Source organism: Marinobacter sp. ATCH36 (assembly GCF_023555055.1).
Lineage (GTDB): Bacteria > Pseudomonadota > Gammaproteobacteria > Pseudomonadales > Oleiphilaceae > Marinobacter.
Map to the genome: position 1 here is coordinate 983,458 of NZ_JAMJPL010000001.1, position 22,587 is coordinate 1,006,044.

Annotated in this window: 20 protein-coding genes; 5 read left to right on the forward strand and 15 right to left on the reverse strand. The window is 55.9% G+C overall.

What is annotated here, in order from left to right; translation table 11 throughout:
* Positions 1 to 23: 23 nt before the first annotated feature.
* From M8010_RS04375 to M8010_RS04395, 5 genes are all read right to left on the reverse strand, one after another.
* A complete protein-coding gene (locus M8010_RS04375) occupies positions 24 to 1,319 on the reverse strand; it encodes a pyridoxal phosphate-dependent aminotransferase (protein WP_250089179.1) in 1,296 nt (431 codons plus the stop codon).
* A 102-nt stretch (positions 1,320 to 1,421) separates the two neighbouring features.
* Positions 1,422 to 2,165: a substrate-binding periplasmic protein gene (locus tag M8010_RS04380; RefSeq protein ID WP_250089180.1), complete on the reverse strand. Its 744-nt coding sequence runs from the start codon at positions 2,163 to 2,165 to the stop codon at positions 1,422 to 1,424.
* 116 nt (positions 2,166 to 2,281) lie between these two features.
* Positions 2,282 to 2,605 carry a DUF3301 domain-containing protein gene (locus M8010_RS04385; protein ID WP_250089181.1) on the reverse strand — a complete coding sequence of 108 codons (324 nt, stop codon included), beginning with the start codon at positions 2,603 to 2,605 and terminating at the stop codon, positions 2,282 to 2,284.
* A complete protein-coding gene (locus tag M8010_RS04390; RefSeq protein WP_250089184.1) occupies positions 2,602 to 5,685 on the reverse strand; it encodes an efflux RND transporter permease subunit in 3,084 nt (1,027 codons plus the stop codon). The genes M8010_RS04385 and M8010_RS04390 overlap by 4 nt, the downstream gene beginning before the upstream one ends.
* Positions 5,685 to 6,788, reverse strand: a complete 1,104-nt coding sequence (locus M8010_RS04395) for an efflux RND transporter periplasmic adaptor subunit (protein WP_250089185.1) — start codon at positions 6,786 to 6,788, stop codon at positions 5,685 to 5,687. Before M8010_RS04395 ends, M8010_RS04390 begins: the two co-directional genes overlap by 1 nt.
* A gap of 274 nt (positions 6,789 to 7,062) precedes the next feature.
* On the opposite strand from M8010_RS04395, the gene M8010_RS04400 reads away from it, so the two are divergent.
* Positions 7,063 to 7,572, forward strand: coding sequence for a DnaJ domain-containing protein (locus M8010_RS04400; RefSeq protein ID WP_250089187.1), 510 nt, complete (start codon positions 7,063 to 7,065; stop codon positions 7,570 to 7,572).
* Positions 7,573 to 7,578: 6 nt separating this feature from the next.
* Here the strand turns inward: M8010_RS04400 and M8010_RS04405 are convergent, their stop codons facing one another.
* Positions 7,579 to 8,361: a secretin N-terminal domain-containing protein gene (locus tag M8010_RS04405; RefSeq protein WP_250089189.1), complete on the reverse strand. Its 783-nt coding sequence runs from the start codon at positions 8,359 to 8,361 to the stop codon at positions 7,579 to 7,581.
* Positions 8,362 to 8,700: 339 nt separating this feature from the next.
* Here M8010_RS04405 and M8010_RS04410 point away from each other — a divergent pair, with 339 nt between their 5' ends.
* On the forward strand, positions 8,701 to 9,759 hold the full coding sequence (locus M8010_RS04410) for a 3-deoxy-7-phosphoheptulonate synthase (RefSeq protein WP_250089191.1): 1,059 nt from the start codon (positions 8,701 to 8,703) through the stop codon (positions 9,757 to 9,759).
* A gap of 163 nt (positions 9,760 to 9,922) precedes the next feature.
* Here M8010_RS04410 and M8010_RS04415 read toward each other — a convergent pair whose 3' ends face one another.
* On the reverse strand, positions 9,923 to 10,579 hold the full coding sequence (locus M8010_RS04415) for a LysE family translocator (RefSeq protein WP_250089192.1): 657 nt from the start codon (positions 10,577 to 10,579) through the stop codon (positions 9,923 to 9,925).
* A gap of 147 nt (positions 10,580 to 10,726) precedes the next feature.
* Between M8010_RS04415 and M8010_RS04420 the strand changes: the two genes are divergently transcribed.
* Positions 10,727 to 12,169 carry a dihydrolipoyl dehydrogenase gene (locus M8010_RS04420; RefSeq protein WP_250089194.1) on the forward strand — a complete coding sequence of 481 codons (1,443 nt, stop codon included), beginning with the start codon at positions 10,727 to 10,729 and terminating at the stop codon, positions 12,167 to 12,169.
* A gap of 13 nt (positions 12,170 to 12,182) precedes the next feature.
* Here M8010_RS04420 and M8010_RS04425 read toward each other — a convergent pair whose 3' ends face one another.
* On the reverse strand, positions 12,183 to 12,455 hold the full coding sequence (locus M8010_RS04425) for a DUF2061 domain-containing protein (protein ID WP_250089196.1): 273 nt from the start codon (positions 12,453 to 12,455) through the stop codon (positions 12,183 to 12,185).
* Positions 12,456 to 12,678: 223 nt separating this feature from the next.
* Between M8010_RS04425 and M8010_RS04430 the strand changes: the two genes are divergently transcribed.
* Together M8010_RS04430 and M8010_RS04435 are read left to right on the forward strand one after the other, a co-directional pair.
* A complete protein-coding gene (locus M8010_RS04430) occupies positions 12,679 to 13,152 on the forward strand; it encodes a Dps family protein (protein WP_250089198.1) in 474 nt (157 codons plus the stop codon).
* 170 nt (positions 13,153 to 13,322) lie between these two features.
* A complete protein-coding gene (locus tag M8010_RS04435) occupies positions 13,323 to 15,026 on the forward strand; it encodes a choice-of-anchor I family protein (RefSeq protein WP_250089200.1) in 1,704 nt (567 codons plus the stop codon).
* A 49-nt stretch (positions 15,027 to 15,075) separates the two neighbouring features.
* Here the strand turns inward: M8010_RS04435 and M8010_RS04440 are convergent, their stop codons facing one another.
* The 7 genes from M8010_RS04440 to M8010_RS04470 form a co-directional block, all read right to left on the reverse strand.
* Complete coding sequence (locus tag M8010_RS04440; protein WP_250089201.1) at positions 15,076 to 16,215, reverse strand: NAD(P)/FAD-dependent oxidoreductase; 1,140 nt, start codon at positions 16,213 to 16,215, stop codon at positions 15,076 to 15,078.
* Positions 16,215 to 17,537: an SAM-dependent methyltransferase gene (locus M8010_RS04445; protein ID WP_250089203.1), complete on the reverse strand. Its 1,323-nt coding sequence runs from the start codon at positions 17,535 to 17,537 to the stop codon at positions 16,215 to 16,217. The genes M8010_RS04440 and M8010_RS04445 overlap by 1 nt, the downstream gene beginning before the upstream one ends.
* 246 nt (positions 17,538 to 17,783) lie before the next feature.
* Positions 17,784 to 19,079 carry a TRAP transporter large permease gene (locus M8010_RS04450; RefSeq protein ID WP_250089204.1) on the reverse strand — a complete coding sequence of 432 codons (1,296 nt, stop codon included), beginning with the start codon at positions 19,077 to 19,079 and terminating at the stop codon, positions 17,784 to 17,786.
* Complete coding sequence (locus M8010_RS04455) at positions 19,076 to 19,621, reverse strand: TRAP transporter small permease subunit (RefSeq protein ID WP_250089205.1); 546 nt, start codon at positions 19,619 to 19,621, stop codon at positions 19,076 to 19,078. The genes M8010_RS04450 and M8010_RS04455 overlap by 4 nt, the downstream gene beginning before the upstream one ends.
* Positions 19,622 to 19,722: 101 nt before the next feature.
* Positions 19,723 to 20,799, reverse strand: coding sequence for a TRAP transporter substrate-binding protein (locus M8010_RS04460; protein ID WP_250089207.1), 1,077 nt, complete (start codon positions 20,797 to 20,799; stop codon positions 19,723 to 19,725).
* A gap of 181 nt (positions 20,800 to 20,980) precedes the next feature.
* On the reverse strand, positions 20,981 to 22,042 hold the full coding sequence (locus M8010_RS04465; RefSeq protein ID WP_250089209.1) for a PA0069 family radical SAM protein: 1,062 nt from the start codon (positions 22,040 to 22,042) through the stop codon (positions 20,981 to 20,983).
* 64 nt (positions 22,043 to 22,106) lie between these two features.
* Entirely contained in the window at positions 22,107 to 22,571 is a 465-nt protein-coding gene (locus tag M8010_RS04470; RefSeq protein ID WP_250089211.1) for an ATPase, read from the reverse strand.
* Positions 22,572 to 22,587 lie beyond the last annotated feature (16 nt).

A 22,587-nucleotide genomic window follows, 5' to 3' on the forward strand; every position in this document is an offset into this window, starting at 1 on the left:
GGCTTCAGTCTAACACGAACCGGTTACAGGCTGGTTAGCCACTGCTCCATCTTGTCCATGGCTTTTACCAGTCGCGGGCAGGCCTGGTCGACGAAAGCGTCGTCCAGGTCCTCACTCGCATAATCCCCTCCGGCCAGCCGTAGGGCTTCGGCACCGTCAAAATCCACGAATGCAAGGCGCGCAGCCAGATGATCCGGAACGAAACCGAAGTCGCTGGCCGGGAGAATAGCGACACCGGTGTCTTCCAGCAGCGACTGGCAAAGAGCCTGACTGGTCTTGATGTCCCGGCCCGCCAGGGCATCGCGGAAGCCCGAAAAATCCGGGAACAGGTAGAAGGCGCCCTCGGGCTTCTGCACCACGGCACCCATTGCGGTCAGTCGACTGTGGAGGTATTCACCCACCACTTTCAATACCCGCCGTGACTGCTTCAGGTACTCGTCAAGGTCATCGCCCCCGGTAAACGCTGCAATCGCCGCGTGCTGGATCGGCGCACTGGTGGCGGTGTAGGTTTCGCTGGCAATAATCGCCATGGCGTCCTGAAGTGGCCGCAGTTCCGGCGGGAAGATGAAGGTGCCAAGGCGCCAGCCTCCTGCCCCAGCCCATTTGCTCAGACCGGTGCTGATGATGGTGCCTTCCGGGTAATAGCGGGCAATCGACTTGTGCCTGCCTTCAAAATGAACTTCTCCGTAGATTTCGTCTGACAGCAGGATCAGTTTGTATTTGCGAGCTACGTTGGCAATGGCCAGCAGCTGATCGTCGGTATAGGTGCAACCGGTGGGATTGGACGGGTAGTTCAGGATCAGTATGCGCGGGCGGGACGGGTCATCGCGGCAGATGATGTCCAGTTCTTCCGCTGTCAATTGCCAGTTGTTCTCGGCATGGGTGGGCAGCCAGTGAACCGAGCGGCCAATAATGCGCGCCTGGGGCGCATAGGAAACCCAGCTCGGACGCGGAATCAGCAGGTCACCGTAGTAGGCCAGTTGCAGCATGAACAGCAGTTCCTTGGAACCGGGGCCGATCAGCACGTCTTCCCAGCTGCAGCGCATTCGCTCGCTGCGGTTGATGTAGCCAGCTATCGCTTCACGCAATGCCTTCAGCCCCTTTACCGGCAGGTAGTCTTTTTCGTGGGCGTGCTCCCGCAGGGCTGCAACGACACGCTCGGGTACCGGAAAGGGCGACTGCCCAAGCCCCAGTTTGACAATATCACGACCCTCGGAACGAAGCTGGTTGCTGAGTTCGTTGATACGCAGGGTCGCGGAGGGCTGTATGCCTCGCACATTGAGATTGATGGCGAAGCGATGGTCGTTCTGAATATTCATGGTTCCGGTCTGCCGGTTGGATGTTATAACCCGCAGTATAGAAAACCTTTTGGAGTCTGTGTGCTTTGTCCGATAGGTGATTGCCGCAGGTGTGCCGGGACTCTAGTCCGGGCTGATGGTGGCGCGAACGTCCTTCAGTGCCCGATTGAATTCGTCCCTCAATGCTCCACCCCGGGGATGCTGGCGGGAAAATCCGGCGCGGAAGCCCCGTTCCGTCCCTACAGTTCGGGGTATGGCGATAACATCGGACAATTCCGGAAACTCCGCAAGATTTTCCTCGATAAGATAACTGCAAACTGACTCTTCGCAGATAAAGAGGTCGATGCGTCCAAAGGCAATCATTCTGAGACCGGTCAGTTCGGGAGACTCCTGACTGATTTGGGTCACCCGGGCGTTACCCGCTGCCAACCACTTCATGAAATCAGGGGCATAGCTGTAGGCGGCTGAGAGCCCTATCCTCAAACCAGCCAGGTCGTCCAGTTCCTGCCACTGAAGATCCCGCCCTTTGAGTTTGAAAAAGACGTCGCGAGCCTGGCTGATTGGGTCGGTGAAGTGGTAGTAGCGGTCCCGGTCGCGGGAGTAGGTCAGGGAATAGATCATATCGGAGGTGCCAGCCCGGGTGCTCGCTTCCGCGCGTGCCCACGGCAGTACCCGGATATCGGGCGAATAGCCCATGGAAGTCAGAATGTGGCGAACGATATCAGTGTGGCTGCCCCTGACCTCGCCCTCGTCCAGGTATTCATAGGGTGGGTACTCGGAGGTGACAACCCTCAGAATAGGCGTGTTCGCAAGGGCGAGCGCTGGTAGCAACACTGATAACAGCAAGACAGGTAAACGAAATAACATCAGCGTTTGAATCCGCGACGGTGTATTGGGTCCGAGGCGTTCAGTATAGCTGTCTGTTGCCGGACACTGCCACCGGGCAGCCGGAAACGACGAGGCTGTTAATATTGGCGGCCCGGCTATTGATCCGGGCCGAAGCGATGCGGTTCCAGCTCCATGTGAACAATGCGTTGGCCGAGCATGATGATGCGGCCCATATAGCGTTCCTCACCGGTGGAGGTGAAGTCGAAAAGGAACCGGCGCCATACCCGGATTCGACCGTTCTCATCTCGTTTGAACCAGAGGCCGCGGAGGTACACGGCATCGTCCAGCAACATGACATCCATTTTCTTGCAGTAGTTTCTGGTCGCCTGCAGTACAAAATCCTTGATGGCCTTGGCCCGCCACCAGTACCAGGTGGCGAAGCCGGCCAGGAATAGCCAGAAGAGAGTTCCGAGCGTCACTGTGCCGGAGCCCTGATTCCGTCATCACCATTTCCGTATTCTTCTCCGGCGGACCCGTGATGGTCACGGCCCAGCAGGATGTAGAACGCCGGTAGCACGAAAATGGTAAACAGCGTACCGATGCCAAGGCCGGTGCTTATGGTCAGGCCGATGGCGAACCGGCTTTCCGCACCCGGGCCGACAGCGATCAGCAGTGGCACCATGGCGAAGATCAGCGCCAGGGAGGTCATGATGATCGGCCGCAGGCGAATGGCCGCGGCCTCGATCACGGCCTCACGCTTGTTGAGCCCCCTGTCTACCTGAAGCTGATTGGCGAACTCAACAATCAGGATGCCGTTCTTCGACACCACACCGATCAGGGTGATCAGGCCCACCTGGGTGTAGATGTTCATGCTGGCAAAACCGAGCACAATAAACGCCATGGCACCGGCTACCGACATGGGAACAGACACCAGGATGATGAACGGATCACGCCAGCTCTCAAACTGGGCCGCCAGTACCAGGTAGATCACCAGCAGCGACAGGAAGAAGGTCACCATCAGTGCGCTTCCCTGGTTGGCAAACTGCCGTGATTCACCGGTGTAGTCGAAAGAGAAGCCTTGTGGGAAGCTTTCCTCGGAGGCGTTTTCCATAAAGGCCATGGCATCGCCTACGGTCACGCCCGGTGTGATCACGCCCTCCAGGGTCAGTGAGTTCAGCTGGTTGAACTGGGTCCGTTGGGAGGGTTCTACCGACTTCTCGAAACTGATAACACTGGATAGCGGCACCAGTTCACCATTGTCCGAGCGAATGTAGTAGTCATTCAGCGCCTGCTCATCCATGCGGTATTGCTGGTCTACCTGTGGGATGACCTGATAGGACCGACCCTGCATATTGAAGCGATTGATGTAACCGCCACCGAGCATGCTGGACATGGCCTGGCCAACATCCTGCATGGACAGACCGAGGTCCGCTACTCGGTCCCGATCTACTTTGACCTGTGTAACGGGACGGTCGAAATCAATGGATTTCTGCAGGAACATGAAGTTGCCGCTCTTCATGGCCTTGCCCTGAAGCTCGTTGGCAATATCGTTGAGGCGCTCGTAGTCCTCACCGGTGGTGATGACGAATTGGAATGGCAGGCCACCGCCGGAACCCGGGAGAGAGGGGCGCGGGAATACCGCGGTTTCGAGGCCGGTGACATTTTTCAGTTCCTTGTCCAGCAACGGCTGGGCCTCGAATTGGCTGATATCGCGGTCACCCCAGGGCTCCATTTTGAACCCGCCGAAAACGGCATTGGGGGCGGTGATGCCCAGGATCATGAAATCCTCGTTATATCCCGGAACGGTGGACATGCGCTGTTGCACTTCGTCACCATGCTCCTGCAGATAATCCAGGGTGGAGGTCTGTGCGGCGGTGCCCTGGTAGAACAGGATGCCCTGGTCTTCAGTGGGTGCCAGCTCGTTCTGGCTCATGCTCACCATGAAGTAAATGGAGCCCAGCACCACGATGGCGAAGAAAATAACCACCGATTTAGTGTCCATCAAAGAGCTGAGTGCGCTCTTGTAACCGTTTGCAAGCCCGCTGAAACTGCGCTCAACCAGTTGTTCGAACCGGCCCGGATTGCCATGGGGCTTGAGGATCTTGCCGGACAACATGGGCGAGAGCGTCAAAGCCACGATGCCGGATATGACCACCGTGCCTGCCAGGGTGAAGGCAAATTCGGTAAACAGAGAGCCCACGAGGCCGCCCATGAATCCGATAGGGGCATAGACCGCAACCAGCGTGGTGGTCATGGCAATAATGGGGGTGGCCATTTCCCGCGCACCGTTTATCGCGGCGTCGAACCGGGATTCGCCCTGTTCAATATGACGATGAACGTTCTCCACCATTATGATGGCGTCGTCCACTACCAGGCCGATCGCGAGTACCATGGAAAGCAACGTCAGCAGGTTGAGGGAGAAACCCATCATCAGCATGACGAATGCACCACCGATCAGCGAGAGTGGCACAGCAACAGATGGCACCACAGCGGCGCGGATAGACCCAAGGCATAGGAACACCACCACCAGAACGATACCCATGGCTTCCAGGAGCGTCTTGATCACTTCGTTAATGGAGTTGTCGATGAAGTCAGAAGCATCGTAGGCCAGGCGAACATTCATGCCCGACGGCAGTTGGCTCTCAATGCCCGGCAGCTCGTCTTTTACCTTCTCCGCAACGGTAAGCGGGTTGGCTCCGGGAGACAGTTCGATGGCTACGTAAGTCGCCGGTTGCCCCTTGTACAGCGCCAACTGATCGTAGGTTTCGGAACCCAGTTCAACCCTGGCAATGTCATTCAGGCGTATCAGCGAACCATCAGACTCTTTCACCACCAGATCCTTGAACTGCTCGGGGTCGCCGACGTCAGTATCACTGGTCATGCTGATCTTGGTGTATTTGCCTTCCGTGTTGCCTACCGCAGCCTGATAGTTGTTTCTTAACAGTACGTTGACAACTTCCTGGGGCGTCATGTCTACAGCTGAAAGCCGCTCCGGATCAAGCCAGACCCGCAAGGCAAACTTCCGGCCCAGGAGATCGGCTTTTCCGACGCCGGCCAGCGCCTGAAGTTTGGGCTGAACCACCCTCGTCAGATAGTCCGTGATCTGGGGTACCTTCAGTTCATCACTGTAAAATGCAATGTACATCAGCGCTGTGGAGTCACCAGTGGTAGAGGTGATGACCGGATCCTGCGCATCGGCTGGAAGCACGTTGCGTTGGCTGGCAACCTTGGCCTGGATCTCCGCCAGGGCCGCGTTGGCGTCGTAGTTCAGTTCCATCTTGGCTTCGATGGTGGACTGGCCCTGGGAACTGGTGGAGGTCAGGTAATCAATACCGCTGGCTTCAGCGATCGCCTGCTGCAGGGGAGTGGTGATAAACCCTTTGACCAGGTCAGAGCTTGCACCCGGGTAGGCCGTGGTAACGGTGACCGTGGTGCTTTCCAGTTCCGGGTACTGTCGTATCTCCATTTCCATGGCCGCCCGCGCACCCAGCAACAGGATGAGCAGGCTGACAACCGTTGCCAGGACGGGGCGCTGAACAAATATATCGGTAAAACGCATCAGTCAGACGCCTCCGCTGGCTTGTCACTGTCGTCCTGAATCTCGACCCGCTGTTCCGCGCGTAATCTCAGCAGTCCCTTGGAAACAACCTGCTCGCCCTCTTCGAGGCCATCGGTTACGGCCACGCGGCCGTCACGGGTATTGCCTGTTTGTACGGTGCGCCGGTTAACGATGAGGTCACCGTCATCATTTTCCTCTACAACAAACACATAATCGCCGTAAGTGTTGTAGGAGATGGCGGTGCGAGGAATGGTAATAACGTCACGGTCCTCAGGCTGGCGGGTGGATATAGTCGCGAACATGCCGGGGCGCAGCAGGTTGTCTTCATTGTCCAGCGTGGCACGTATGCGCACGGTGCGGGTTTCAGGGTTTACCGACGTGTTGATAGCGCTCACCTTGCCTTCGAAGGTGCGGTCGGGAACGGCGGCGACCGTTGCCACCACGTCATAATCGCGATCAACCCTGGGCAGGTCCTTCTCTGACAGGGTGTAATCCACGTATATCGGGTCCAGCATGTTGATTTCGACAATGGCCGTGCCAGTACCGATATATTGCCCCTGGTCAATCAGACGCAGGCCCAGTTTGCCGTCGAAAGGTGCACGGATAACCTTCTTGCTCAACTGGGCTTCGGCCTCATTGACGCGGGCGCGGGCGGCGTCAAAGTTGGCCTTGGCCTCATCGTACTGGGATTGTGACACGGCCCGCTTCGGCAAAAGATCAGAGACCCTTTTGAACTCCTGTTCAGCCAGCTGTGCCTCGGCCCGGCGAGTGCGCAATGCGGCCTCGTCGATCGCCGCGTCAAGCCGGATCAGAACATCGCCCTTGTTAACGGTATCCCCGGACTCGAAGCTGATGGTCTCAACAACACCAGGTACTTCGTTGGCAACTTCAATGCCGTTAATTGCCTCAACACTGCCTACGGCCTTGAGCTCGGGTGTCCATTTTTCAGTCTTTGCGGTGGTTGCGGATATCTTCGCAGGCGGCTGGGGCTGGGAAAACTGCTCTTCCATCTGGCCAAACTGGTAGAATTTGTAACCAAAAATGCCGCCAAGTACGACACCGAGAAAAATGATTACAATCACGAAGCGGGAGGCAGTGCGCATAGTTCAGATCCTGGGTCGTATGTCTGTTGCAGGTGATCGTGTCAGTTTCGTAGGCTCTGGCCATCCGTCCTGGTGACCGGGAGTGCGGCACGCAGGAAGATGATGTTCAATGAGATAACATGTTCAAACCGTGAAGAATAGCATCCTATACAATGGTAAGGGGCGTTGTCACCGATTTGTCAGTAGATGTGCGTACAATTACTGCACTGGATCAGCAGTATTGGGAAATAAACTGTGACGAACTTACGGCCCAAGTGCCAATAAGGATTATCGGATGCACTGGATTCTTGGTATTGGTCTGGCCGCTGCCGCCTTCATTGTACTGAAACAGTGGGGGGCGTTAACCCCTGAAAAGAAAAAGGCGGCGACCTGGAAGATAATACTGGTCGTTGGTGGAGCACTGCTACTGTTTCTGGTACTGACCGGCCGCATTCATATTCTGACCGCTGCGGTTGCCTCCGTGTTGCCGTTATTGAGGAAGTTACCTGCGCTACTGAGGTTTGCCCCCATGGTCAGCCGCGCTTTCGGTCAGGGGCAGGGCGAAGACAGCGAAGGTGAAGACGGCGGCAGTAATGGTGCCAACCAGGCGCCAGCGAGCTCTGGAAACATGTCGCGCAAGGAAGCCTGCGAGATACTGGGTGTGGCTCCGGGTTGCTCCCGCGAGGAGGTCATTCAGGCGCATCGGCGGCTGATTCAGAAGCTGCACCCCGACAGGGGCGGTAACGATTATCTGGCGGCGAAAATCAATGAGGCTAAAGTTGTCTTGCTCGAACACCAGGCCTGATCAGCTTCAGAACACCTCTACTCTCACTTCGAAGGTCTGGTTCTGCTGGTGGTTGCCACTGGTCTGGTAGGTGATCCCGGACTGGTCTCCTACGCTCCGCTGGCGTGTGCTGCCCAGTTCTACCCACTCACCGGGTTCTACCCGACGGATCGTCATCAGCGCTTCCGTTTCGTAGCCCGGGATATCGCTCTCAGGATCTTCCTCGAAAGAGACGATATTCAGTTCTATCGCCTGATCGGAAATAACCCGGGGGCTAACCAGAAATCCGCTGCGGGTTTCCACCTGGCCGAGAAAAGCGGCCGGATTACGACCGCCCCGAATGGCGACTGGAACCGTACGAACCTGTCCGGCGGTAATGTGAGCTGACTGACCATCCTGAACCACCAGCGTGCGCTCCTGATTGCGACGGGTGGTGGTGACTTTGCGTTGAGCCTGAATATTCACCTGATTGTTGTTGCCGGAAACGCCCATGCCTCCGCTTTTAGTGTCGACACTATTGCGGGAGCGAACCGTAACGCGCATCTGTGCCGGTGCCACATCCATGGTTTCCACCAACAAGCCAATTTCATCCAGTACTGGGGGCTCCCCGCGCACAATCATCTGCTGCCCGCGGGCGGTTATGGACACCTGGCCGTCCGGATAGAGCTCGCGAATCTGCCGGGCGACATCCCCGGCAGAGCGTTGGCCCATCTGATAGGTGCGGGCTTCAGCCTCCGCGGCGATGTTTCCGGAAAACAGCAGAAGCATTACTGCGAGCAGTGCGGTGGACCAAAGATTGTGAGTGTTCATCGAAAACTCCGCAAAAATCGGATTTACGGGTTGCAAAGCCGGAAACCGGGGATATATATTGGAAAGCATGAAGACGACACACACGACCTGTCAATTGAATGTTCTGCAAGCTTTCGGTGAAAAACCGGCAGCTGCGGTCGCTGCTGTGTTTTTCTGGTGGTTTGGTTATGGCTTTTATTTTAGCCAGAGCCAGGGCCGCCCATAGGATCTTCATCGACCGAATAACGAGGAAGGCAGCCCGGCAAAAAAAACCAGGCTGCCACCGGACTCAAAAAGCCCCGACTGGTAGCCCAGCCGGGGCTTTTTAGATTCTGATACAGGGAAACGGGAATACTGACCATGAACATGTCGCTGAATACCGAGACACCGACCGAAGCAAGCAGGCAATCGCGGGAAGCGCTCGTAAGCGGGGAGACTCTGTTGCCAACGCCGGCGGAACTTCGGGCCAGCCTGCCGGTATCTGCTCCCGCGCAGGCGCAGATACACCGGCACCGAGAAGCCATTCGTCGGGTGCTGCACGGTGAGGATTCCAGAACACTGGTGGTGATCGGTCCCTGCTCCATACACGATGAAGTCGCCGCACTGGAGTATGGTGAGAAGCTCAGGAAGCTGGCGGACGAAGTCAGTGACCGTTTCCTGATTGTCATGCGTGTCTACCTCGAGAAACCCCGGACCACCGTCGGATGGAAAGGCCTGCTCTACGATCCCGAACGCAACGGTACCGGTGATCTGAACGAAGGTTTGCTGCGTTCCCGCCGCCTACTGCTGAACCTCACCGACATGGATCTGCCGCTGGCAACCGAAGCCCTTAGCCCCTTTGCCATGGATTACCTCGGCGACCTGGTGAGCTGGACCGCCATCGGCGCCCGCACTACCGAGTCCCAGGTCCATCGGGAAATGGTCAGCGGCCTGCCCATGCCCACCGGCTTCAAGAACGGCACCGATGGCGGTATCGGCGTGGCCATTAATGCGATGAAATCCGCAGCTCATCCCCATCACCGCTTCGGCGTCGGCAGCAATGGCGCCCCCGCCATGATCACAACGCACGGAAATCCCGATACCCACCTTGTGTTGCGAGGCGGGCGCGGCCTCACCAACTATGATGCGGAAAGTGTCGGCGAAGCCATCGCAGCCTTGTCCAGCTCTGGTGTTTCATCTGCCGTTATGGTGGATTGCAGCCATGACAATGCCCGGAAACAGGCGGGACGGCAACTGGATATAGCCAAAGAAGTGATGAATCAAAAACGTTCAGGTAATCAACGGATCGTTGGTTTGATGCTGGAAAGTTTTCTCGAAGAAGGCCGTCAGAATGACAGCGAAGACTTAATCTATGGGTGTTCGTTGACTGATCCCTGTATTAGTTGGGAGCAAACCGAAGAGTTGTTGCGTGGCCTTTGAGTCAAACCATGGTGCATGCACCGGTCTGTAGGCTGCTTCCAGAACACGCCCGTGAATACGTCCTTGTAGGGCTCGGTCGCGCCATCCCTGGCGCTCCACGGTTCTGGAAGCAGCCTGCAGACCGGTGCCCCGGGCCTGGTCGGTTTGCCCGAAGTCGTCCAGGTTATTCCTTGCTCTGTATGTTTGCTTCTCCGGAAACCGTTGAAAACAGCAACTGGCCTGCAAGCAATAGCAGGACCCCGCCCATCAATCGATCAAGCCAGTAACCAAACCGGTTAAATCCCTTGCGGATCTGTGGCAGCGTGAAGAATACTGCCACTGCCATGAACCACAAGCCTGTTGCTACGGCCATGTAGATGCCGTAGGCCGTTTGAATGGCTACTGATGTGCCCGGGCTGATGATGACTGAGAACAGAGAAACGAAAAACAGGGTGGCTTTCGGGTTCAGGGTGTTGGTGAGAAAGCCCAGGCGATAGGCCTCCAGCCCGGATTGTTGCTCTCCGTTGGCTGTCTCCACATGAACTCCGCCGGCTTTCGACCGCAGGCATTGGATGGCGATCCAGGTGAGGTACAGGGCTCCCACTACCTTGAGGATGTTAAACAGTACCAGGGATTGCTGGATGACGAGGCCGATGCCCAGCAGAGAGTAGCCGACATGTATAAGTATGCCCGTACCAATGCCAAAGGCGGTCAGCAGGGCATTACGACGGCTCTGGCACAGGGCCTGGCGGAGCATCACGGCGAAGTCCGGGCCGGGGCTGGCAACGGCAAGGAAGTGAACGATGGCAACGGTGAAAAACTCCGGCCAGTAGTTGTGCATGCCTGTTTGTCTCCAAAATCAGTGGGTTTAAAGCCTTATGCGTGGGGTGACACTATAGCCTTTGACAGGAAACTGAACCATTCTCTGGATTCACCTCTATACTCAGGCAAGTGCGTAAAACCTTCAGGCAGGCCAGGAGTTGTTAACGTGGACAAGCGCAAGGTAGATGTTGCAATTATAGGTGCGGGCACCGCTGGTATGGGTGCCTATCGCGCCGCAAGCAAACATACTCAAAGCGTGGTTATGATTGAGGGCGGTCCCTACGGTACGACCTGTGCCAGGGTCGGCTGCATGCCAAGCAAGTTGTTGATTGCGGCGGCGGACAGTGCTCACCACGTGCAGAAAGCGCCGATGTTTGGTGTTCACCCCGGTGATGTCCGCATCGATGGCAAGGCGGTGATGGAACGGATGCGTAACGAGAGGGATCGTTTCGTGAGTTTCGTAGTGGAAGCCGTTGAGGGCTTTCCGGACGAGCATCGTCTTCGCGGCCATGCCCGGTTCCTGTCACCGCACCGGATCATGGTAGGCGACAGCGTCGAGGTAGAGGCCGGGCGAGTGGTTATAGCCACGGGCTCGCGGCCGAATATTCCCGGTTTTCTCAAGGAAGCCAAGGATCGCCTGATCGTCAATGACGATGTGTTCGAGTGGCAGGACCTGCCAGAGTCAGTGGCGGTATTCGGGCCCGGTATCATTGGATTGGAGTTGGGGCAGGCGCTTAGCCGGTTGGGAGTACGGGTTCGCATGTTCGGCGTCAGTGGTGGCGTCGGTCCGCTTCAGGAAGATGCAATTCGGGAGTGTGCACTGAAGTCCTTTAACGAGGAATTTCCTCTGGATGCAGATTCCCGGGTGCGATCCGTGGAGAGGACAGGCGAGGGTGTCAGTATCCGGTTTACGGACCCGGATCGTGGTGATGTGACGGAAACGTTTGATTACCTGTTGGCGGCCACGGGCCGACGTCCGAATGTGGACGGACTGGACATTCAGAATGCCGATGTTCCCCAGGATGACCAGGGCTCGCCCCTGTTTGATCACTACACGCTTCAATGCGGCGACAGCCACATATTCATCGCCGGCGACGCCAACAGTGATGCGCCATTACTGCACGAGGCCGCCGATGAGGGGCGCATTGCCGGCGACAACGCTGCCCGGTATCCGGACGTGCGGGCAGGCCTGCGGCGGGTTCCGTTGGGTATCGTGTTTACTGACCCGCAAATGGCCACGGTCGGCATGACCCTCAAGGAAGTCGATGAGCGTTGCAGGGGGTGTTATGCCGTCGGCGAAGTGTCGTTTGAGGGCCAGGGACGTAGCCGGGTTATCGGTGCCAATAAGGGGCTGTTGCATGTTTACGGCGAGCGGGGGAGTGGATTGTTTCTGGGAGCAGAAATGTTTGGCCCCGCCGCAGAACATATCGGCCATCTGCTCGCCTGGGCCGTTCAAAACCGCATGACCGTCAGTGAAATGCTGGAGATGCCGTTCTATCACCCGGTCATCGAGGAAGGGCTTCGCACAGCCCTGAGGGATCTTAATCGTAACCTTGACATCGGGCCGCAGCCGGTTGAGCAATGCCTTGATTGTGGGCCGGGTGGTTAACTGAACGTATGTTTTAAAAGCTCCTGGCGACGGAGCCTGATGTGCTGGCCGCCTCTCTTGCATTCTGCTGCTTGCGAGCCCATATCTTTTCATGGAAGAAATAGGCCACTGTGTTGATGGCGGGCTCAACCATGGCAATAAGGCTTCCGATCAGTATGTCGCCGGTCAACAGATAGGCGACTGTAAACGCAACGGTGAAGTGGGTGATTGCGAAGGTGATCGTTTTCAACAGTGAGTTGTCACCTTTGGATCCGTGATTGTGAACAAACATCTTCAGGGTGCTCATGATCGGCTCTGCCTGCTAAGTGACTATGTGTTCATTCAACAGCAAGTGATAATCATTGTTAAATTAATTCTGTGGAAAAAATTAATAGTAACTGCCTATCGAAGCGGTTTTTAGTGAATCGGTTTTAGCTATAGGCAACATTGGGTAAGTAAAATTTATCTATCGAACGAAACTGGTTACGATAGAAGCCAGCTAAATTCAATAACTGTCAAGGAGACACGTTATGAGCAAAAACTTTATCGGCCTCGATACTGAGAAGACACAGGCACTGGCGAATTCACTGAACGATCTGCTGTCCAACTATCAGATCTTTTACATGAACGTGCGCGGCTATCACTGGAACATCAAGGGTGACAATTTCTTTGAGCTGCACGCCAAGTTTGAGGAACTGTATGACGACCTGTTGCTCAAAATCGATGAAATTGCAGAGCGGGTTCTGACTCTGGGCCATCGTCCGGCGCATGCCTACAGCACCTACATTGAGAAGTCGGAAGTGCCTGAGCGTAAAGATGTCGCTGATGGCAAAGACGCGGTGGAGAATATCGTTGACAGCTTCGCCAAGCTCATTGGCAAGCAGCGCGAGTTGCTGCACCTCGCTGGCGATGCAGACGATGAGGGCACTGTGGCACTGATGAGTGACTATATTTCCCAGCAGGAAAAAACTGTCTGGATGTATCGCAGTTACCTGGGCCAATAAGCAGGGACGGCAGTAGTTGACCTGAAGTGGCGACCGCGAGGTCGCCATTTTTTTGTCTTTTTCGTGACCATTAAACAGTTCTGACTTTAAAACGACGCAGTTTTGTCATCTCGTCTCCATAAAGTATGTCGTTGACAATCACACCTGTAACGACAGAAGAAGAGGCAGACATGAGATTTCAGAAATCACTCCTTTCAGCAGCAATTATTACCTCGGCGCTTGGCCTGACCGCCTGTGATGGCGATGACGGCAGCGACGGTAACGACGGCGTTGCTGGCACCAGCCAGTCACTGATTGAACTGAACGTGCTTGGCACCTACGCAAGCGGGAATTTCGATGAGAGCGCTGCAGAAATTGTTGCGCACGATTCTGCCAATCAGCGTTTATTTGTGATTAATGCCAACGACTCCACTGTGGATGTTCTGGACATCCAGGATCCGGAGCAGCCAGTCAAACTGGGAACCATTGATGCCACTGCTGAAGGTGCGACTGCCAATAGTGTGGCGGTTTACGAGGATCTTGTGGCTGTAGCCATCGAAGCGGAAACCAAACAGGACAATGGCAAGGTTGTATTTTATAACAGCACGGACCTGAACAAGGTTGGCGAGGTCGAAGTGGGTGCGTTGCCGGACATGCTGACGTTCACCCGGGACGGGCAAAAACTCCTGGTGGCCAACGAAGGTGAGCCCAGCGATGATTACAGCATTGATCCGGAAGGTTCTGTCAGCATAGTTGATCTCTCCAATGGCGTAGCATCAGCTACCGTTACCACGGCCGGGTTCGCCGGATTTAACGGCCAGCAGGCTGAACTGATGGAGCAGGGGCTTCGGGTGTTTGGACCGGGCGCTACTCTGGCCCAGGACATGGAGCCTGAGTATATCGCGGTATCCATTGACGATAAAAAAGCCTGGGTAGCCCTGCAGGAGAACAACGCGGTTGCGGAACTGGATATTGAAGCCGGTGAAATCACCGCCATTGTTCCGCTTGGTTTCAAGGATCACAGCCTGATCGGTAACGAACTGGACGCCAGTAATGATGACGACCGAATCAATATTCGCAACTGGCCGGTCAAGGGCGTTTATCAGCCTGATGCCATTGCCAGCTATGGCTTTAACGGCAAAACCTATTACATCACTGCCAACGAGGGGGACTCCCGGGATTATGATGGCTTTAGCGAAGAGTTTCGTGTTGCCGATCTGACACTGGATGCCATGGCATTCCCCAATGCTGCGGAACTGCAGGAAGATGCCAACCTCGGCCGTCTGAATGTTACTTCCACTCTCGGATTCGGTGACTCGTGCGCCCCCAGCGACTCTGCCAATGTCGCCCTCATAGACGGCGAATATGACAAGAGTTATGTGGAGGACAACTGTGTTTACAGTGAGCTTTATGCTTACGGTGCACGCTCGTTCTCGATCTGGTCTGAAACCGGCCAGCGTGTCTTCGACAGCGGCAGTGAATTCGAACGCATCACCGCCAGCCTGATCCCCGACAACTTCAATGGCCAGAACGACGAGAACTCTTTCGATAACCGTTCGGACGATAAGGGGCCGGAGCCGGAGGCCGTTACTGTCGGCACCATCAATGGCCAGACCTTTGCTTTTATCGGCCTTGAGCGTGTAGGGGGCATCATGGTCTACAACGTGACCAACCCGCAGAACCCGGAGTTTGTTCAGTATCTCAACAATCGCGATTTTTCAGCTTCCCAGGCCGATGTTGAGAATGGAATGGCGGGTGATCTGGGGCCGGAAGGCTTTGCCTTCATTGCTGCCGCGGATAGCCCCAATGGCAAGCCCATGCTGGCTGTTGGCAACGAGGTCAGCGGAACCACAACGCTCTTTGGTATCGATGTAATCGAGTTGTCCGCAGAATAGGCTGACAGTTTACAGGGTAAACCGGAGCGGAGTTTGTACGTTCCGGTTTCTACCTGGCCGGGACTGGGGGCTCGACTTCAAGTGGCGGCACCTGTTGGTGCAGAAACCACTTCTCGGTGACCACCTTGCGGGTAAACCAGTGGGATCGCATCAGGGTACTGGCCAGGGGCATTTTGACCCAGTCCGGCACCTGCCAGCCCTGATCTGGAGAAACCGCCCGGTTCCCGAAACGGTGTGCAATGGCTTCGCCGTATGGTTGCAGCGACTGGCCAGAATAGTCCTCCCGGTCACGGATGATGTCCGCTGCTATCAGTGCCGACTCAATGGCGGGCCGAATGCCTTCACCGCTTTGGGTGTAGGCCAGGCCAGCGGCATCGCCAATCAGCAATAGTCCGTCATCTGCCAGTGGTCTCTCCGCGTGGTCATAAAGCAGGTAGGCATGGCCTTTGAACCGGCCGGGCAAGTCCGACGGTATACGCCCTTCCGATTTCATTTCTTCTACAAAGGCATTCAGGTGTTCTGTGAGCTTGTGGTTGTCTTCCCGCCCAAGGCCGATATTCAGGTAGTTTCCCTTGCGGAATACCCAGGCATAACCTTTCAGGTCGCGGCAGAACCAGAGTTCGGGCGTGTCACCTCGGGCTTTGCAAGTTTTTGCCTGCTCTGGTGTCATTTCGAATTCCACTTCCTTGGCGGCGACCACGGTTTCATGGCTGCCGGGGCCATCGCCAAGCAACTTCGCAACGGGGCAGAAATGGCCTCCGGCCCCCACTATCAATGGTGCTTCCCAGGTATCGTTGACTACCCAGTTACCGTCTCTGCATACGATGGATTTGACGGGCGTTTTCAGTTGTTTCGGTGCCGTTACCCTGTCCAGCAGGTAGGCATCGAACTCGCACCGGCGGATACCATAGCTGACAACATCGCCATGATCATTGACCACGGCGGGTTGCCCCATCATACCGATACGGAATTTCCGGATGGGTTGCAGGGTGTGCCTGGATCCATAGTCGGAGGTGTCGATATCAAGACTTTTCATGACCGCAGGTGTCACCCAGCCGGCACAGGTTTTGTCCCGGGGGAAATCCTGTTTGTCGATCACCAGAATTCGCTTGCCGCTGTCCCTGAGTGCGTGGGCCAGTGTTGATCCGGCTGGTCCGGCGCCAACAATGATCAGGTCGTAATACTCCATCAACGGGCCTCCGGAGCGGCAGGGAAAGTGTAGATATCCTGTCGGGTCTGAGGCAGCTCATTGTTTTCGCCGTGGGTGAACACCACCTGGAACAATTGCAGGGAGCCGGCGCGGAAAGCGGCAGTGGAGCCGGCCAGGTACATCTCCCAGGCCCTGGCAAAGTGCTCGTCGTACATCTCCGTTACCTTGTCCTTGCTGTTCCGGAACCGCTCCATCCAGTGAGACAGCGTCTGGGCGTAGTGTAAGCGCAGATTTTCTACATCCAGCACGGAGAATCCGCCATGCTCACAAATGCTCATGAATTCGGAGATACTCGGCGGATAGGCTCCCGGGAAAATGCGTTTTTCGATCCAGGCGTTCATCAACATGGGGCGATTGCGGCCAATACTGTGTAGCAGTGCCAGGCCGTTGGGTTTCAGGGAGCGACGAATGAGGTCTGAAAGCGCCTGAAAGTTTTCCTTACCCACATGCTCGAGCATGCCGATGGATACAAAAGCATCGTATTGTCCGGTGATATTGCGATAGTCGTCTTCGACGTAATCAATAAGGTGATCCAGCTGCTGGCGCTGTGCTTCTTCCCTGGCGTAGGCAAGCTGTTCCCTGGAGATATTGTAGGAATGCACTTTCACGCCGTAGTTGCGGGCCATGTATCGGGCCAGGCCGCCCCAGCCGCAACCGGCTTCGACCACGGTCATGCCCGGCTTCAGGCGTAATTTGCGGCACACGTGCTCCAGTTTGGCCAGCTGAGCCTGCTCAAGGGTCAGGTCCTGCTTTTCGTAATAAGCGCAGGTGTACTGCATTTCTGCCTGATCCAGCCAGAGCCGGTAGAACTCATTGCCGAGGTCGTAGTGGTGGTGGATGTTCTCTTTTGCCTCGGTGACTCCGGTCGGGCGTGGATTATGGTTGCGCCACAGTGTCTCAAGCCACTTCGGCCATTTTTGCCGTGCCTTGTGCACAGAGCGATAGAGCGCCTCCATCAGATCTGTCAGATCACCATCTACCTTCAGTCGCCCGGCGCTGTATAAGTCACCAAACGCCAGGTTAGGGTTGGTAACCAGGGTGAAAAGGGCCTTGGGGTCGGTTAGTCTCAGGGTAAATCGGGCTTCACCTTCCTCGGGCTCGATGAATTCATCATTCCATAGCTGGAACCGAACCGGCGGTGAGCCGGCCATGCGCAAGAGCTTGGCGATAAGCCAGCGTTCATAGCTATGGGGCTCTCGATCTGCCTGCTGGTCCTCCAGGGGCAAGGTCAGAACGTGTGGCCTGTCGTCCCGATTATTATTGGTTGCAGCGGAGGTCTTCCGGGCGGTGCTTTGATTCATGGATCCATCTCTCCCTTTTGCAGATCGTGAATCACCGGCTGTGTCGAAGCTTTTCCTGTCGACAGTGATCCAGCATCAGGGCGTGTCCCGAACTCATAACTGAGAATCGCCTGTTTAACGTTCAGTATAGAAAACAAGCCGGGTTTGTCATATCCGGGGGGAATTATTGGTGGCTATGGCGCCGATAGAGGAGGAAGGAATGGAAGTCAGTACCGGGGCTGGGGCGCCCCGTTACTGCAACTTGGGTCAGTAAGATGAACTCATGCCGAACCATTCAGGGAATATGACGATCAAGGCCAGGACCAGTACCTGCATCAATATGAACGGCAAAACCCCTTTGTAGATATCCGTGGTTTTTATCGTAGGCGGTGATACCCCTTTGAGATAGAACAGACTGAACCCGAATGGGGGTGTCAGGAAGCTGGTCTGCAGGTTCATGGCGATCAGGATGGCAAACCAGAGCATGTTGATGCCCATTGCTTCCGCGACAGGAGCCAGAATTGGCACAATGATGAAGGAGATTTCCACGAAGTCGATGAAGAAGCCCAGCACCAGGATGACCAGCATGGCCAGGATGATGAATCCCCATTTCTCGCCTGGAAGCTGCAGCATCCACTCTTCCAGCAGGTAGTCGCCACCGGTATAGCTGAACACCATCGAGAATGCCGTTGCACCGATCAGAATGGCGAATACCATGGCGGTCACCTTGACGGTGTCCTTGGAGGCGTCCCAGACCATCTGGAACGAGAACTGGCGGTAAATGATCGCCAGAACGACGGCGCCAACGCCACCAAGAGCCGAGGATTCGGTGGGTGTGGCAATACCGGCGAAGATGGAGCCCAGTACTATGACAATCAAAGCCAGTGGCGGAATGATGGCAAGCAGCGCCGCCATAATTTCCTTGCCACGGGAAAGGCCGCTGTCATCAGGCATCGCGGGGGCGGTTTCGGGCTTGAAACGGGTCAGCACCAGAATATAGACGATGTACAGACTAACCAGGACTATGCCGGGTATCACTGCCGCCTTGAAAAGATCGCCTACAGGTAACCCGAGCACATCACCGAGAATGATCAGGATGATGGAAGGGGGCACGATCTGCCCCAGGGTGCCGGCGCCGCAGATGGTGCCGGTGGCAAGCCGCTTGTCGTAGTCGTGGGCGAGCATAACAGGCAGCGAAATCAGGCCCATGGCAACCACGCTGGCGCCGACCACACCGGTAGAGGCCGCAAGAAGCGCACCAACCAGAATGGTGGAAATTGCAAGCCCGCCCGGCAATCCACCAAAAAGCCGACCCATGGACGTGAGCAACTGCGCCGCCAGTTTTGTGCGCTGAAGAACCACACCCATGAAGATAAACAGCGGTACGGCCATCAGTGTGGTGTTCTGCATAACGCTCATGATGCGGTAGGGCATGAACGCGAAAAGATCCATACCTTCAGCGAAGACACCGAAGAACAGCGCAACACCACCAAAGGTAAATGCGACCGGGAAGCCCAACATCAGCATCAGCAGGGCAACTCCGAACATAATCATGCCAATCATGCCAGGCCCTCCGCGCCGTGTTTAGCTTCGTAAGTCTTTTCACCTGACAGGACCCGTATTGCGAAGGTCACCATGTTGACCCCGGCGATGCCGGTGAAGACGGCAGAAATCGGTATCACGCTTTTGATCACCCAGCGGTGAGGCAAACCGCCCGGGTCGCCGCTGCCCTCTCCCATGCTGTAGGACTCAACGGCGAAATTGTAGCCATAGTTCCAGATCAGATAAGAAAAAGGAATGATAAAGAGTACAGCACCGATCATGTTGATCCAGGCCTTGGTCTTGTCGCTCCAGCGAGCGTACAAAACATCAACCCGGACATGTCCATCGGTACGCAAGGCAAAGGGGATGCCCAGCAGGAAGACCACCGAGTAAAGGTGCCACTCCATTTCCTGCATGCCGATTGAGACGTCGTTAAAAACGTAACGGGCGACCACGTCGAAAAACACGTTGCCCGCCATCAGTATCATCGCGGCACAGGCCACCCAGCCGCAGAATATGGAGAGGCGGGCCAGGCCCTCATCCAGCTTGATAATCCAACGCATTGATTGTCCTCTGCCAGCTAAACCAGCGATCTTACATTTGCCAGAAACGAGAAAGCCGGGACCACCTCAAGAGCGATCCCGGCTCTGTCACTGCCGACAGTTTACTCGACTTCTGACATCGTGTTGAGGTAGGCCCGCTCTGAAATATCCGTATAGGCGCGGCTTTGCTCAAGGTATTCCGTCTGGGACTTCACGATTCGGGCCGCCTGCTCATTTTCATTGGCGGCTTCTTCGAGAAGCTTCTCGTTGGCCTCATACATGGCCTGGAAGATGTCCTGCGGGAACTGCTTGATCTGCACGTTGGGGTACTCTTCCTTGATGTTGGCCCAGGCTTCCGCGTTCGCGTGCTGGGAATGAACCAGCATATCGTAGGACGCGGTGCGCATTGCTATGCGCATGATTTCCTGCAAGTCAGCCGGGAGTTCTTCCCAGACTTTCTTGTTGACCAGGAATTGCAGTTCCGTGGCAGGCTCATGCCATCCCGTGTAGTAGTAATCAGCGATCTGCTGGAAGCCAAGGCGGAGGTCCAGTGCCGGGCCTACCCATTCAACCGCATCGATGGTGTTGCGCTCCAGCGACGTGTAGAGCTCACCCGGCGCGATGTTGGTCGGGTTGACGCCAACTTCTGCGAACACCTCACCAGCAAAGCCTGGAATACGCATTTTCAGGCCGTCCAGATCTTCCAGCGAATTGATTTCCTTGCGAAACCAGCCGCCCATCTGGACGCCAGTGTTACCACCCGGGAAAGACAGCATGTTATGAGGTTCGTAAACCTCCTGCATCAGCTCCATGCCACCGCCGTGGTAGAACCACGCATATTGTTCCATGGCGTTCATGCCAAAGGGCATGCTGGTGAAAAACAGCGTGTTGGGAACCTTGCCTTTCCAGTAGTAGGAGGCGGAGTGCCCCATGTCGTACTGGCCGGCCTTGACCATATCAAACACACCCAGAGGGGCTTTGTGCTTGTTGGCGGAATCAATGCGAACCTTGAGCCGGCCGTCGGACATTTTCTCGACACGCTCGGCAAAGTTTTTGGTGGTGTCACCAAATATCGGGAAGTTGGGGCCCCAGGTTTCTGCCAGGCGCAGGGTGAAAGTCTCTTGAGCGAGCGCCTGTGTGGAAGCAACGGTAGTTGCTACAGCCAGCACAGCCGCGGATAGAACAGAACGGATCTTCATTGCTCTTCTAGCCTCTTTTGTCATTGTTGTATCGAGAGCCTCTCCCGTGATCGGGATGAGTAACTCTGAATTCTAGGCCAAGTTAGCAATAATCGACAGTCAACGGAATGAAAAACCGCTGTCTCTAAGACCTAGGTCTTAAGTATTTCCGGCACTTGCACTGTGATGGTGCGGATAAGATTCACAAAAGAGATATCTGCTGGCCGCCGGGTCGTCGGAACAGATCAGTGCGCAGTGGTTCGGGTTCATGGCGTCCAAGGCCAAGGTTGGCGGTTTTCCGGTTGAAGCGCTGTCTCACCAGGTCTGCATAGGGCCCCGTTCCTGTCATTCTTCTGCCCCACTGCGAGTCGTAGCTTTTGCCACCCCTGAGGTCACGGATGCGGTTCATTACCCGTTCCGCCCGATCTGGAAAATGCCGTTGCAGCCAGTCCTGAAACAGTTCATCCAGTTCCAGTGGAAGTCGCAGCATGATCCAGCTTGCCCGCTCTGAGCCGGCGCTGGCGGCGGCTTCCAGTATGGCTTCGATCTCATGGTCGTTGATGAACGGAATCACCGGGCCGAGAATGATGCCTGTCGGCACTCCCGCAGCGGTTAACTCGCGGATGATTTTCAGCCGTGTGGCCGGGGCAGCGGTTCTGGGTTCCATTTTCCGCTTCAGGGAATTGTCCAGGGTCGTGAGACTGACGCGTACGGAGCAGAGCCCCTGATCCGCCAGTTCCGATAACAGGTCCAGATCTCTCAGGATCAGGGCACCTTTGGTAATGATAGATACCGGATGGCGGTACTCAATCAGTACCTTGAGGATATCCCGGGTAATTTCCCGCTGTTTCTCCACGGGCTGGTAGGCGTCGGTATTCACGCCGAGAGCGATGGGTGATACCCGGTATCCGGGTTTGTCCAGTTCCCGGCGAAGCTGCTCTGCTGCATTGGGCTTGGCAATCAGCCGGGTTTCGAAGTCCAGCCCCGGAGACATATCCCAGTACGCATGTGTGGGCCGGGCGAAGCAATAAATGCATGCGTGCTCGCAGCCGCGATAGGGGTTTATGGACTGATCAAAGGGTACATCGGGCGAGCGATTGCGGCTGATGATGGACCGCACCTGCTCGTTCACCACCTCGGTGGCGACAGAGTCGGGGCAGATTTCGTCGTCGGGGTCCTGATACCAGCCGTCGTCACATTGCCGGTCAGTGACGATGGGCCGGAAACGGTTGTGGGGATTGAGATGTGTGCCTCTGGTTTTCATGACGGGCATCCGGATACTGTTTTTATATACAGTACTCTGGAAGTGGCATTATTACCAGTGCTCTCTATACGTCGTTCATCCGGCCTATCTGGCTGGCAAGTCTCATGGCCTCGTGCTGTTCCATGGCGAGCAGCGATTCCACCAGCTCCTTCGCCTCCGGAATTTCTGCCTTGCCGGCCAGGCTTTCGTACAAGTCCATTAGCTGGTCATGGAAGTGAAACACTTCCTGCGCGATGTCGTTGAAATCGAGATTGTCGTAGTGACCGTCGCAAGTACGATGGGTTTTGATGGGCTTGTGCTCGTTGTTCAGGTAGTCATACAACCGGGTCTTCAATGCCTTCTGATCGGCCTGTTTCTCGAACTCGTCAGTGATGCGTGCCAGTTCAGACTCATGATCCGAGAGGTATCCAAGCAGAGCCCGGGCGCGCTCCTCATGATTTTTCGCGGCGCCCTCCGACAGGCATCGGGAGAGGTGAGCATGGAGCTCGCGAGCCCAGATGATTAGGTCGTCAAAGGTTCTTATCTCCATTCGCTGTGCTCCTTCG